Source organism: Ruegeria sp. SCSIO 43209 (genome assembly GCF_019904295.1).
In the GTDB taxonomy this organism is placed as follows: domain Bacteria; phylum Pseudomonadota; class Alphaproteobacteria; order Rhodobacterales; family Rhodobacteraceae; genus Ruegeria.
Map to the genome: position 1 here is coordinate 3,109,569 of NZ_CP065359.1, position 13,407 is coordinate 3,122,975.

Here is a 13,407-nt window from a genome sequence, read left to right on the forward strand (position 1 = left end):
AGTTTTCCCGCGATAATCTGCTCAGAGCATCGCGGTAGAGCATGAAAAAGTGCTTAAGCAGCGTTAGCGGCGTCCCTCACGCAACCAACCGGCCAAGAGGAACCCACCGGCAAGCAACAGCACCAGCCAGGGTGGAAGCAACCCGGCCTGTGTAACATCGCGGGTTTCATAGGCGTCGCGCGGGGTCAGACCGATCCAGCCCCGACCTGCTGCCGGTCGGCCCGCACGGACATTCCGGATTGAGGGCAGACCCTCTTCCAACCGGATCGTTCCCCCGCGCAGGCTGGCCAGAACGGGGCTTAGAATCTCATCGGTCGCGATCGTGCGCTCGAATTCCTTTGGTGCAGCAGGACCAAGACCGATCACGGCAGAATGCGCACCCTCTTCCAGACGGTACAGGCCAATTTCAGGGCCGAAGTACTGCGCCTCGAACCGACCGGGCGAGACTTCGTTTAGCGTAATCTCCAAGGTGTCGCCGTTGGGGAGGGTGACGGTGACTGGGCCAACTTCATCCTCCAGCGTTTGACGGATAATGCGCATGGACTGGCCGTTCGCCTCGGCCCACAGCGCCTCTTCCTCAAGCTCGGGTTCTTTCATCATCCAATGGGCCAGCCTGCGGAGTAGTTCCAACTGCGGGCCACCGCCCTCAAAGCCGCGGCTCCATAGCCAGGCGTGGTCTGATGCCATCAGCGCTACACGGCCTTCACCCACGCGATCCAACAGCAGCAACGGACGATCATCCACGCCGGTCATGAGCATATTGCCGGATAGCTGGCTGACATCGATCTGGCGCAGCCAAGCACCCCAAGTCTCAGCATCGCCCAGATCAGCAGTAACCGGATGACGCTGGCCCAGATCGGTGACCATGGGCACGTACCGTTCCTCGTAAACCCGCGCACTGGGTTTTGCGGGCAGGACCGGCCCAAGAGGGGATCGGTACAGGCTGTCCGCCGTGGCAAAATCAGGGCCAGCAGCGACCAGCACCGCGCCACCATTGACGATATAGTCGCCAACATTATCCAGATAGATCGCAGGCAGGATGCCGCGCCGTTTGTAGCGGTCAAAGATGATCAGGTCGAAATCATTGATCTTCTCCAGAAACAACTCTCGCGTTGGGAAGGCAATCAGTGAGAGCTCATCCACCGGTACGCCATCCTGTTTTTCCGGCGGCCGGAGGATGGTAAAATGGACCAAATCAACCGAGCTGTCAGATTTCAGCAGGTTGCGCCAAGTACGCCCGCCCGGATGCGGCTCGCCCGATACCAGCAGAACACGCAGGCGATCCCGCACACCGTTCATCTGGATCAGAGCCGTGTTGTTGCGGTCGGTCAGTTCGCCCTCGGCCTGCGGGACCGTGAACTGGATGACGTTCCTACCACCATGCGGCAGCGTGATCGGGAGCTCGACGTCCAGACCGATTGGAATGGTGAACTGCTCGGGTTCACCTCCATCGACGGAAATCTCAAGCGGAGCGTTTGCAACTCCGGCAGGCGCAGCCCCAGTGTCTTCGACGCGCAGGGTCAGGGTCACGGGTTCACCGATAATGGCGAAGGCTGGGGCGTTACGCACGATCAGGCGCCGATCCCAATCGCCTTCGCGCCCAGTCTGTAACAGATGCATTGGAGCAGGCAGGTCGGGTGCCAGGTCTGCATCATGAACGATGCCGTCTGACACCACGATAATGCCCGCAATCCGCGCACGGGGTTCTTCGGCCAGTGCCGCGTTCAGCGCAGCCATGACCTGCGTGCCCTCGTCACCATCGCCGTCACCAACCTGGATGCGGCGCAGCTCGGTATTGTCTCGCGCTTCGATCTCGGTCACGAGGTCGTTGGCAGCCTGAGCAGTCTGTTCGGCACGATCCGATAGGGTTTGACTGGCGCTTTCATCTTCGATCATCAACACGATGTCGGTAAGCGGCGCGCGATCTTCGACCTGATAAACAGGACCGCTAAGCGCCCCGAGGATGACCAGGGCCGCCAAGCCGCGCAGGGCCCAGCCCGACAGACCGCGCCAATGCGCCAGAACCACACCTGACATGGCAATCAATGCCACGGCTGCCAGAAACGGCAACGGGATTAGCGGGTCAAAGATGACGGTTCCGGTCATTGTCCCAACCTGTCTAAAAGCGCGGGCACGTGAACCTGATCGGATTTGTAATTCCCGGTCAGCACATGCATTACCAGATTAACCCCAAACCGATTGGCCAACTCGCGCTGTCGTTCTCCGGCATAACCGCGACCCACGGGCAATAGGGACTGACCGTTGCGATCCACCGCCCAGGCCCCGGCCCAGTCATTACCGCCGATCACCACCGGGGTCACGTTATCGTTGAGGTTTCGGAAGGGCATTCCTTCGATCTGCTCGGCATCGGGTGGCGCGGCCTCGACCCAGACCTCGGTGCCAGAATATCGTCCGGGGAAATCCTGCAGCAGATAAAAGGCGCGGGTCAGGACATGATCACGCGGGACAGGCTCTAATGAGGGGATATTCAACGGGGCGGCCAGTTGTTGCAGCTTGCGCCCATTGGGGCTGGACGCCCCGAAACCGGCGATATCGGCGTCGCGCGTATCAAATAAAATCATCCCGCCCGAACGCAGATAGGCGTTCAGCTTTGCATAGGCTTCAACCGAGGGCTGTGGCTGGTCCGGAGTAACAGGCCAATAGAGCAGCGGAAAGAATGCAAGCTCATCACGTTCAAGGTCGATGCCAATCGGATCGGCGGGTTCGACCGAAGTGCGAAAATGCAGCGTCTGCACCAACCCGCGCAGCCCGGCCAGCGCGATATCGTCGACCTGAGCATTCCCGGTAAGTACATGCGCCAGCACAAGCTCATGCGTCGCGTTCAATGCAAAATCGGTGTCTTCAGGGGTCTGTGCCCGCACCTCAGGGGCAAGGAACAGGGCAGCAAGCGCAAATGCAACAGGGGTTGCCTTGGCCAAGCGCCCCGACAACGCCAAAGACGCAATCACATCGATTGTCAGCAACAACAGTGCAAGGCCAAGCAACAGCCCTTCCAACGGAGTCTCATTGCTGATCTCCTGACCCCGGATTGGGACGTCAGACGGCCAGATCACCGGGGATAGTACAGCATCCTCGGCAAGAACATTCCGCGCCAGTTTCTGCTTGCCGTTTTCATAAAGCCCCGGGCGCAGGTCCGGCCCGATTTGCCCAGAAACCAGTTCGACTCCATCGACACCGGGCAGCGTTCCTGCGTCAGTCAAAACACCGAAGCCATCCATTATTTGAATCGGCTCCCATACGGTGCCCTGCATCTGAGCCTCTTGACGCGATTTGGCAGCAGAAGCAACGGCAAGCCGGTCGAGCATTTCGACAAACAGCCCGGACAGCGGAAGGCTGGACCATTCCGCATCAGCCGTGACATGGAACAGAACCACCTGCCCCAGCCCCAGCGGTTTTCGGGTCACCAATGGTGTGCCATCCGACAGTGATGCAATGACCCGGTCCGCCAAATTAGGATCTGGTTGTGCCATGACCTGAGTGGTCACAGAGACGTCCGCAGGAATCTCCAACCCATAGAACGGCGAGTTTTCAGTGAACGGAGCAAGCCCCTTCGCTTCACCCCAGCTCATGGCGCCGCCGACCGAGCGGCCACCGCTACGAAGTCGAACCGGCAACAGTGCATCCTCAGTATCGCGCCCCAGATCGCTGGCGGCCATGCGTGGGCCGGCAAAGCGCAGCAGCAGGCCGCCCTGTTCAACCCATTCGACGACTTCAGCCTGTTCCGACTCGGACAGCTTGGCCACATCCGCCAATACGATCACATCCGGGTTCGCGGGGAGAACCTCGGCCAGGCCGCCTTCGACAAAATCAGCGGTCGGAATCAGTACCTGTGTCAGGTAGTGAAGCGGCGACAGTAACTCTAACCCTTCGCGGTTCAGGGTACCTGCGATCAATGCCACTTCGCGCCGACGCAGGCTGTCATCTGTCAGTGTAATGGCACCGGCAGAGCGCTGGCCTTGAATCTCGAACCGTGTAATGCGTGCGCGCAGTTCCGATGGAAGCGCAAGATCAATTTCCGCCTGCGTAGAGCCGTTTTCGAACTCAAGATTGGTCGATTGCAGCACCCGCATTGCTCCTGCCGGGTCGCGCCCTTGCGCCAGAACGGTGACTCTTTCCTCTGGTCCTGGATTAGCGCGCTGTACGCTGAGTCGGATTGCGCCGTCCTGATAGGTGGCGGGCAAGATCGCGGTAACGGGTGCAGTGGATTGGTAGACAATCACGTCCCCACGCGCCTGAAGGGCAGAAGTCAAACGATCATGGCCGACATAGGACAGACGGTCGCTGAACCAATGGGTGTCGAAGCCACCTTCAACCTGTCCCAACGCGATCAGAGTTTGGTCAATCTGCGCTTGGGTTGGTTGCCACGGCATCGGTGTAAGGCCCGGCAGACGCCCACGCCACGCCTCGGCGGCCTGAAACACAGGTGCCTCAGGCTCAGTCAGACGCAAGATCGACACAGGACGACCCGCCCGCCCGGCTTCCGTCAATTGCGCATCAATCTGATCAAGTGTCGAGGACCAACGTGTCGCGCCCCCCCAGCTTGCATCCAGCACCAGCAGAAGCGGCCCGGATCCGGTCTCATCGCGTGAGGGGTTCAACACCGGCCCTGCCAGCCCGATGATGATCGCTGCGGCTGCCAGCATCCGCAGTAGCAGCAACCACCATGGTGTACGGTCCGAAACGCTTTCATCATCCTTAAGGCCCAGCAACAAGGTAACCGCAGGGAACAGTCGGCGGATCGGCGCAGGCGGAACAGCGCGCAGGATCAGCCACAGGATCGGCAGGGTCAAAAGGCCCAGCAGCACCCATGGCGCGGTAAAGCCGATGCCTGCAAGAACCGTCATTGCGCACCCCCATCTAAGGCGCGATAAAGCCACAACAGAGCCGATTGAGCACTGTCACCGGTGTGATGGAGCCCCATCTGCCATCCGGTCGCACGACAAAGCTGCGTCAGCGCGTCCTTACGCTGCGCAAGGCGATCCAGATAACGATCACGCAGGTCTGCGGCCTTCAAGGTTTCATGTCGAGCGGTGCCACCAACACTTTCAAAAATGGTACGTCCCGAATAGGGAAAGGACTCCTCGCTGGGGTCCAGAACCTGCAGCAACACGCCGCGCACGCCCCGGTCAGCGGCTTTGGTAAGGGCCAGCTCGACCTCGTCCAGCGGCCCAAGAAAATCCGAGATAAACACCGCACGCGCATGCGGGATCATGGCGCGGTGTTCGGGTGGCGCGTAATCGGTTTGCGCATCTTCAGACCAGGCTTGGGCCAGCCGAATGATCTGAGCATTCCCCCTGCGCGGGGGCAGCGTCGTGCCAGTCAGACCAACGCGCTCGCCACCACGCACAAGCAGGATAGCGGTCGACAGCCCCAGCAGGCGCGCACGATCGGCCTTGGTCGGCAAGTTCTTGTCCGAAGCAAACCGCATCGACGCGCCCTGATCGACCCAAAGCATGATCGACTGTGCAATCTGCCATTCGCGCTCACGTACAAACTGCTGATCACCACGGGCCGAACGGCGATGGTCGATCAACCGGCGACTGTCGCCAATCTGCGCAGGGCGGTACTGCCAGAAATCATCCCCCAGACCCGAGCGTCTCCGCCCGTGATCGCCCAATAACACGGTTCCGGCCAGATGCTCGGCACGCGCCAATAACGGCGGCAACCGGGACGCTTCGGCCTCGGAGCGTTCGCGAAGGGTCTGGGCGGCGCTCACGCCGCGGCCTCTGTTCGGACCAGCCCAGTAGCGGTGGACTCAATCAGGTCAGAGAGGCTGTCACCACGTGCCCGCGCCGCGAAGTTCAACGCCATACGGTGGCTGAGAACCGGACGGGCCATGGTCAGAACATCCTCGGCATTGGGGGCCAAACGGCCTTCCAGCATCGCATTTGCGCGCACGGTCATCATCAGAGCCTGCGCAGCGCGCGGTCCGGGACCCCAGGCAACAGTTTCCTTCACTCGCTCTGACACACCTGCCTCATCCGGGCGGAAGGCGCGGACCAGATCGAGGATCAGTTCGACAACCGACTCTCCTACAGGCATCCGGCGCAACAGAACCTGTGCGGCCAGCAATTCCTCTTTGGTGAAAATCTGATGCGCCTCGGCTTCCTCGACCCCCGTGGTAGCCAGCAGAATATCTCGCTCGGTCTGGCGATCCGGATATTCCACGTCGACCTGCACTAGAAACCGGTCCAGTTGAGCTTCGGGCAATGGATAGGTCCCTTCCTGCTCAATCGGGTTCTGCGTTGCCAGCACATGGAACGGTACGCCCAATTCGCGGTCTTCGCCCGCGACTGTCACCGTACGCTCTTGCATCGCCTGCAACAGCGCCGATTGGGTCCGGGGACTGGCACGGTTGATCTCATCCGCCATCAGCAACTCACAGAAAATCGGGCCGGAGATGAACCGGAAATGGCGGCTGCCATCTTCGGCAGTATCCAGCACTTCCGAGCCCAGAATATCAGCAGGCATCAGGTCCGGCGTGAACTGGATGCGGTTGCCATGCAGGCCCATCACGGTCGAAAGCGTCTCGACCAACCGCGTCTTGCCCAGCCCCGGCAGACCGATCAGCAGCGCGTGACCGCCGCACAAAAGCGCGGTCAGGGTCAGGTCCACGACCTTCTCCTGCCCGATAAAGCGGCGGGTGATCGAGGATTTGGCCTCTTGCAGCTTGTTTTCCAGCGCTTCGATCTCGGACACGAGGTCGGCAGGTTCGGACATGAGGTTCCCTTCCGTGGACTGTTATGATTGAAGTGTATCGCGCTGAGAGGAAATGGCAAAAGCAATGAGCGGACAAAAACCCGTGACCCCTTCACCTGACGGTCTGGCGGCTTCGGTCAAAGCGGCCAAAACGCGGGGTTTGCCGCCCGTTCACCTATGGAATCCTCCGTTTTGTGGCGATCTGGACATTCGGATCGCCAAAGATGGCACTTGGAGTTATCTAGGGTCACCGATCAACAGGGTCGAGCTTGTTAAGCTATTTTCCTCAATTCTTAAGAAAGAAGAGGGTAGGTACTTTCTCGTCACTCCCGCTGAAAAGGTGGGAATCACCGTCGAGGATGCGCCGTTTGTTGCCGTTGATTTTGAGCATGAGGGACAAGGCGAAGCCCAACGTCTGACTTTTACGACGCAAGTGGGCGATACAGCCATCGCCGGGCCCGATCACCCGATCCGCATTGTCCTAAATACGGAAACTGATGAGCCCTCACCCTACATATTGGTGCGCGCGAATCTTGAGGCGCGCATTGATCGCAAGAGCTTTTACCGGTTGGTCGAGATCGCCAGACATCACGACGGTTGGTTTGGTGTCTGGTCGGACGGCCAGTTTTTCCCACTGATCGCATCTGATGTGCTAGAGGATTGAACCGGTCGCGGTTTGCGGTCCTGCGCCAGCACGACCGCAAGCGCCACCAGCGACGCGCCCAGCGCGCGGGTCCAGTTCCAGTCCTCGCCCAGCGCCATCATGATCACCATCACATAAAATGGCGCGATATTGATGTGGAATGACGCCAGGGCGACCCCCAGTTTTCCCACTGATGCTATGAAGAAAAATTGGCTCAGGCCCAGTGAGAACAGTGCGTAGAACACCAACATACCCATCTGCGCCACATCTACGGGGCGTGTAGGCATGACCTCTAGCCCCAGCAATCCGGCTAACGGTACTAGAATGGCTGCGGTCGACAATCCTCCGACCAATGTAATGGTGCTACGGCCCAACTGGCTAAGCTCGGGGAAGTCGCGCGCAGTGGCCATGCTGGCCCAACAGAACAGCGCGGTAGACACCACTGCGCACATCGCGCCCAGTCCTAATTGTGCCGGTGCCACCGCGCTGGTGGCAATCAGGCCGCCAATGATTGAAATCACCAATCCCAGCGCAAAGCTCCAGCGCAATCGCCGCGTTCCCGCCACAAGCTCCATGATCGTAGCAATCAAAGGCGCACACGAGGCGATAATGGCAACGGTAACTGGGTCGGTCAGCTTCTGCGCCACAAGGATCAGGAACATCCCCGACCCTAGCCCCAAACCGCCGACCATGAGGGCATGGCCCCAACGGGCGCGCAATACCTGAGCCGGTCCGTCCAGAATCAGCCAGATTGGTACCATGACCAACACCGCAAGAGACATCCGTGCTGCGAACAGGGCGATAGGTGGCCAGCTTTGCAATAGGATCTCAGCCGCCGGGAAACCCGCCGCCCACGTCAGCATCGAAGCCACCGCCAGCGTATTTCCGGTGAACGCGGTCTGTCGACCGTCAGATACAGCTATAGCGGTCCCGCGCGCGGGTTCAGGGCTCATGGCCATCGTGATCAGACCTTATTGTTGGCGCGGCCCTCGCAACGGGATACCGCTCGAGCCTGATGGTCCCTGATTCGAAAGCCTTTATCTGGCCGATTTTCGACAATCTGTCGTTTTCAGTCTCTTTCACGTGGCCGTCGTGATCGCTAGGCTCTGCAAAGTTCGACACCGGATGCCCGATGCCCAGATTTGCCGCCAATCTTTCACTGCTGTTTGCAGAACTGCCCTATCTCGACCGGTTTCAAGCCGCCGCGCAGGCCGGGTTTACGGCTGTTGAAATTCTCTTCCCCTACGACCTCGCGGCCAAAGAGACCCGCCGCGCGCTGCTGTCCAGCGGGCTTGATCTGGTGCTGATCAACGCCCCGCCCCCGAATTATACCGGCGGTGAACCGGGTTACGCCGCCATGCCCGGCAGCTCTGACAGGTTTAAGTCCGATATCCGGCGCGTTCTGCGCTACGCGGATGTGCTGCGGCCAGAGATGATTCACGTTATGGCCGGATACGCTTCCGGCCCCGAGGCCCTGCGTTGTTTTGTCGAGAACCTGCAATGGGCGGCAGATCTTGCGCCGGCACAGCGGTTTACAATCGAACCGCTCAACCCCGTATCGCAACCCGGTTACTTCCTGAACAATTATGATCTGGCCGCCGAAGTGCTGGACCGCGTCGACCGCGCAAATGTCGGCCTACAATATGACAGTTTTCATGCGCAGATGATCCACGGCGACGCGCTGGCGATTTGGCACCGTTTTCAGCCCCGTATTGTCCATGCACAGATCGGGGCTGCGCCGGATCGCTCGGAACCCGGGCTGGGTACAATGGACTTTGCCGCGTTGTTTGCTGCGATGGACCAGTCGGATTACAGCGGCTGGGTCAGCGCCGAATACAACTCCTCAACTCGGCGGACTGAGGACTCACTGGCTTGGCTACAGTATTAAACCCTGCATGAACGCTGGATTTTCAGACTGAAATGGCGCAATTGAGGGCATCGACACGCCAAGGATGCCTCGCATGATATCTGCCCGCTATGCCAATGCCCTGTTCGCCTTGATCATGTCCGGCCTGATGTCCTGCGTCGTCACCGGCATAGCCACGCTCAAAGCTATCGGCTTCAGCCCTTCAACACTCGGAGACTGGATGGCCTCTTGGGCCTTTTGCTGGCCTATCGCCTTTACCGTCATCCTGACGCTGGGCCCTTTCGTAAAACGCCTGATCGCCCGCCTGGTCAGGCCAGAAGCCTGACCCGCTGCAAAGAGGGCCCGCAGGGCTTGATGAGCAGCGCCGCCCCTAATGGGCCTCGGCCCAGTTCGCGCCTTGTCCGGCATCCGCGACCAGCTTAATATCCAGCTTCACTGCCGGATCTGCTGCCCCTTCCATCACCGCGCGCGCGACCGAAATGGTTTGATCCACAGCCTCTTCAGCCACTTCGAACAGCAACTCGTCATGCACCTGCAACAGCATCTTGGCGGGCAAGCCGTTGATCGCATCCGGCATCCTCACCATCGCGCGCCGGATCACATCTGCTGCCGTCCCTTGGATCGGAGCATTGATCGCAGCACGACGCGAGAACCCGGCATGCGGCCCCTTGGCATTGATCTCGGGTGTATGGATTTTCCGGCCGAACAGGGTCTGGACATAGCCATTCTCTTTGGCAAACGCGATCGTGTCGTCCATATAGCGCCGGATGCCGGGGAAACGTTCGAAATAGCGATCGATGAAACCCTGCGCATCCGCCCGGGGAATGCGCAGATTGCGCGCCAGCCCAAAGCCCGAAATGCCGTAGATCACACCAAAGTTGATCGCCTTGGCCTGACGACGGATATCCGGCGTCATCTCGTCCAACGGTACATCAAACATCTCGGACGCCGTCATTGCGTGAATGTCCAAACCATCCGCAAACGCCTGTTTCAGGGTCGGAATATCGGCGATATGGGCCAGAATCCGTAGCTCAATCTGGCTGTAATCAAGGCTGACCAGCACATTGCCCGGCTCGGCAATGAACGCCTCACGTATGCGCCGACCTTCCTCAGTCCGCACCGGAATGTTTTGCAGGTTCGGATCGGTCGAGGCCAAACGGCCCGTATTCGCCCCCGTAATCGAATATGACGTATGCACCCGGCCCGTATCAGGATTGATATGGGTCTGCAGCGCGTCCGTATAGGTCGATTTCAGCTTGGAGAGTTGCCGCCAGTCCAGCACCCGGCGCGGCAGTTCATGTTCCGTTGCAAGGTCCTCAAGAATGTCCGCTCCGGTCGAGTACTTACCGGTCTTGCCCTTCTTGCCGCCCTCAAGCCCCATTTTGTCGAACAGGATTTCACCCAGTTGTGCTGGCGAACCGACGTTAAAGTTCTCACCCGCCAATTCGTGGATTTCAGCCTCTAATCCGGCCATTTTCTGCGCAAATGCATTTGACATTCGGCTGAGAACATCGCGATCGACCTTGATGCCATGCATCTCCATTTCTTTGAGGACCGGCACCAATGGACGTTCAAGTGTTTCATACACCGTCGTCACCTGCACCTGATGCAACTGCGGCTTGAACAATTTCCACAGGCGAAGGGTGATGTCCGCATCCTCGGCAGCGTAGGCCGTGGCCTCGTCAATCGGCACCTTGTCGAAAGTGATTGCAGACTTGCCCGAGCCAAGCAGAGGTTTGATGGGAATCGGCGTATGGCTCAGATAGCGTTCAGATAGCGTATCCATGCCATGCCCATGCTCACCGCCATGCATGGCGTAGGACATCAGCATCGTGTCGTCGATGGGGGCAACGTCGACGCCATATCGATTAAAGATCTTGGCATCGTATTTCATGTTCTGTCCGATCTTCAGGATCGACGGATCCTCAAACATCGGTTTCAGCAAGTTTAGAGCCTCATCCAGCGGCATCTGTCCATCGGCCAGCGCATCCGATCCGAACAGATCATCGGTCGCGCTTTCACGGTGAGTCAACGGGATGTAACAAGCCTCACCCGCCTCGACACATAGCGAAATCCCGACCAAATCGGCGATCATCTCATTCAGGCCAGTGGTCTCGGTATCCACCGCAACCCAGCCGCGCTCGTATGCCTGATCGATCCTTTTCTGCAATGCCGCAGCATCGCGCACGCATTCGTATTTCGATGCATCAAATGGGACGTCTTCGGCCTGTGACTCCGCCTCAGGCGTGGATATCTCGGGGATGACGGGGGACTCAACGCCCAGCTTGTCAGCAATGCGTTTGGTGAGCGTCCGAAATTCCATCTCTGCTAGAAACTTCATCAAAGTCTCAGCATCGGGATCCTTCACCTCAAGGTCATCCAGAGTGAAATCCAACGGTGTGTTTTCATCCAATTGCACAAGTTTCTTCGAAAGCTCGATCTGGTCGCGCTTTTCGATCAGAGTCTGGCGGCGCTTGGGCTGTTTGATCTCTTCAGCGCGATCCAGCAGGGTTTCCAGATCGCCATATTCATTGATCAACAGCGCCGCCGTCTTCACACCAATGCCCGGAGCGCCCGGTACGTTATCCACCGAATCCCCGGCCAAAGCCTGCACATCGACAACCCGCTCGGGCCCGACGCCGAACTTCTCAACCACCCCGTCGCGATCGACGCGCTTGTTCTTCATCGCATCCAGCATCTCGACACCGCCGCCCACAAGCTGCATCAGGTCTTTGTCAGAACTGACAATGGTCACCCGCCCACCGGCCTCACGTGCCTGAACGGCGAGGGTCGCGATGATGTCGTCGGCTTCATAGCCTTCAAGTTCTTTGCAGGCGATGTTGAACGCCTTGGTGGCTTCGCGAGTCAGCGGCATTTGCGGGCGCAAATCCTCGGGCATCGCTTCACGGTTGGCCTTGTAGAGATCATACAGGTCATTACGGAACGTATGCGAGCCCTTGTCGAAGATCACCGCAACATGGGTCGGCGCATCCGGCCCGGCGTTCCCTTCGACATATTTCTGCAGCATGTTGCAAAAGCCCGACACGGCCCCAATTGGTAGCCCATCCGATTTCCGCGTCAACGGCGGTAAAGCGTGATAGGCGCGGAAGATAAAGGCTGATCCATCAATCAGATGCAGATGGCAGCCTTTTCCGAATTGGGTGGTGGTCATATGAGGCTCCTGCGCTGGGTTGCGCCAAGTTGTACAGAAGGGCTGCACGAAAGACGAGGCCACCTGGCCAATTCGTTGCGACCTAATTTGCCCGTGGTCTGGCCTTAGCTATTCGAAAAAGTGCGCTTATCCGCATTCCAAGCCAAGCCTGCTTTTTGCGCGATCAACGAGAACTGTTTGTTCAGCGAGCGATCATTCAGACGTTGGGACAGGCTGCGCAGTGGGATGAGGTTCCGCTCACCATATCCATCGATCAGGAAACAGGCTGGGCCCGCCCCCCGCGTTCCATAGACGATGTTCGAGCTTTTGACGTCGCGCGCGACGATGTGAAGGTCAAACATCTGCGCAACGAATGCATTCAACGCTTCCAAAACCGGGGCGTCCAATCCACTGCGGCAGACTTCATAAAGCTTGGGTGCAAGCCCGCCATCAAGGCCAGAAATGCGCTCAACCACAACCCCCGCCCCATGCGTCGTCTGAACCACGCCCAACATCCTGGACAGGGGTGAACGCTCAATTTCCGTCCCGAGTTTCAGCGATACCCGCAGCTCGCATTCCAGCTCTTTTAGCGTGCTGCGATACTGCGCCTCGGGGAACAGTTTCCATGCCAGTCGCTTGCCAAGCCTGTGCGAGACACGATCTTGGGACCGGGTAAAAACTTTGATCAGAAGGTCAGGATGACCGGGAAAGTCATAGACACTGCGCACAGTCCCGTTCGCGATTGGCTGGCTGTCGGAAAGGTCAATCGTTTTGGCTGTGAACAGCATTATCCATCCTCGCCAGTTACGACCGCCTGCCGTCCTGATCGCCCTTACGCGTCCTGACCAGAGTCCTCACCACGCAGCACGTATTTGCAATCGCAATAGGGGCACTCGACCCAACCAGTGTCTTCGGGAATCTGCAGCCAGACGCGCGGATGACCCAGCGCACCCTCGCCACCATCGCAGGCGACGCGGGTATTTTCGACAATCTTGGTTTCCGGCGCTTCGATGGTCACGGCTGGCG

11 protein-coding genes are annotated in these 13,407 nt (G+C 59.0%); 3 read left to right on the forward strand and 8 right to left on the reverse strand.

What is annotated here, in order from left to right; all coding sequences use genetic code 11:
* Nucleotides 1-63 precede the first annotated feature (63 nt).
* From I5192_RS15630 to I5192_RS15645, 4 genes are read right to left on the reverse strand one after another with little or no spacing between them, the layout of a single operon-like run.
* On the reverse strand, nucleotides 64-2,106 hold the full coding sequence (locus I5192_RS15630; protein WP_223117237.1) for a hypothetical protein: 2,043 nt from the start codon (nucleotides 2,104-2,106) through the stop codon (nucleotides 64-66).
* Nucleotides 2,103-4,865, reverse strand: coding sequence for a DUF4159 domain-containing protein (locus tag I5192_RS15635; RefSeq protein WP_223117238.1), 2,763 nt, complete (start codon nucleotides 4,863-4,865; stop codon nucleotides 2,103-2,105). Before I5192_RS15635 ends, I5192_RS15630 begins: the two co-directional genes overlap by 4 nt.
* Nucleotides 4,862-5,737, reverse strand: coding sequence for a DUF58 domain-containing protein (locus I5192_RS15640; RefSeq protein ID WP_170515220.1), 876 nt, complete (start codon nucleotides 5,735-5,737; stop codon nucleotides 4,862-4,864). Before I5192_RS15640 ends, I5192_RS15635 begins: the two co-directional genes overlap by 4 nt.
* Nucleotides 5,734-6,741 (reverse strand): MoxR family ATPase, encoded by a 1,008-nt coding sequence (locus I5192_RS15645; protein ID WP_170394959.1) that lies wholly within the window; start codon nucleotides 6,739-6,741, stop codon nucleotides 5,734-5,736. The genes I5192_RS15640 and I5192_RS15645 overlap by 4 nt, the downstream gene beginning before the upstream one ends.
* A 64-nt stretch (nucleotides 6,742-6,805) precedes the next feature.
* On the opposite strand from I5192_RS15645, the gene I5192_RS15650 reads away from it, so the two are divergent.
* Nucleotides 6,806-7,384: a DUF1285 domain-containing protein gene (locus tag I5192_RS15650; protein WP_255611964.1), complete on the forward strand. Its 579-nt coding sequence runs from the start codon at nucleotides 6,806-6,808 to the stop codon at nucleotides 7,382-7,384.
* Here the strand turns inward: I5192_RS15650 and I5192_RS15655 are convergent.
* A complete protein-coding gene (locus tag I5192_RS15655) occupies nucleotides 7,309-8,316 on the reverse strand; it encodes a DMT family transporter (RefSeq protein WP_255611966.1) in 1,008 nt (335 codons plus the stop codon). The genes I5192_RS15650 and I5192_RS15655 overlap by 76 nt on opposite strands.
* 179 nt (nucleotides 8,317-8,495) lie before the next feature.
* Between I5192_RS15655 and I5192_RS15660 the strand changes: the two genes are divergently transcribed.
* Both I5192_RS15660 and I5192_RS15665 read left to right on the forward strand, forming a co-directional pair.
* On the forward strand, nucleotides 8,496-9,251 hold the full coding sequence (locus I5192_RS15660; RefSeq protein ID WP_223117239.1) for a hydroxypyruvate isomerase family protein: 756 nt from the start codon (nucleotides 8,496-8,498) through the stop codon (nucleotides 9,249-9,251).
* Between the two features lie 73 nt (nucleotides 9,252-9,324).
* The gene (locus I5192_RS15665) at nucleotides 9,325-9,555 is read left to right on the forward strand and encodes a DUF2798 domain-containing protein (RefSeq protein WP_170408576.1); all 231 of its coding nucleotides are present in this window, start codon (nucleotides 9,325-9,327) and stop codon (nucleotides 9,553-9,555) included.
* Between the two features lie 45 nt (nucleotides 9,556-9,600).
* On the opposite strand, the gene polA is transcribed toward I5192_RS15665, so the two are convergent.
* The 3 genes from polA to I5192_RS15680 all read right to left on the reverse strand — a co-directional run bounded on the left by polA (nucleotide 9,601) and on the right by I5192_RS15680 (nucleotide 13,399).
* Complete coding sequence (polA, locus tag I5192_RS15670) at nucleotides 9,601-12,402, reverse strand: DNA polymerase I (protein WP_223117240.1); 2,802 nt, start codon at nucleotides 12,400-12,402, stop codon at nucleotides 9,601-9,603.
* Nucleotides 12,403-12,506: 104 nt separating this feature from the next.
* Complete coding sequence (locus I5192_RS15675) at nucleotides 12,507-13,169, reverse strand: YrbL family protein (RefSeq protein ID WP_170394971.1); 663 nt, start codon at nucleotides 13,167-13,169, stop codon at nucleotides 12,507-12,509.
* A gap of 44 nt (nucleotides 13,170-13,213) precedes the next feature.
* On the reverse strand, nucleotides 13,214-13,399 hold the full coding sequence (locus tag I5192_RS15680) for a zinc-finger domain-containing protein (RefSeq protein WP_170426216.1): 186 nt from the start codon (nucleotides 13,397-13,399) through the stop codon (nucleotides 13,214-13,216).
* Nucleotides 13,400-13,407: the final 8 nt, after the last annotated feature.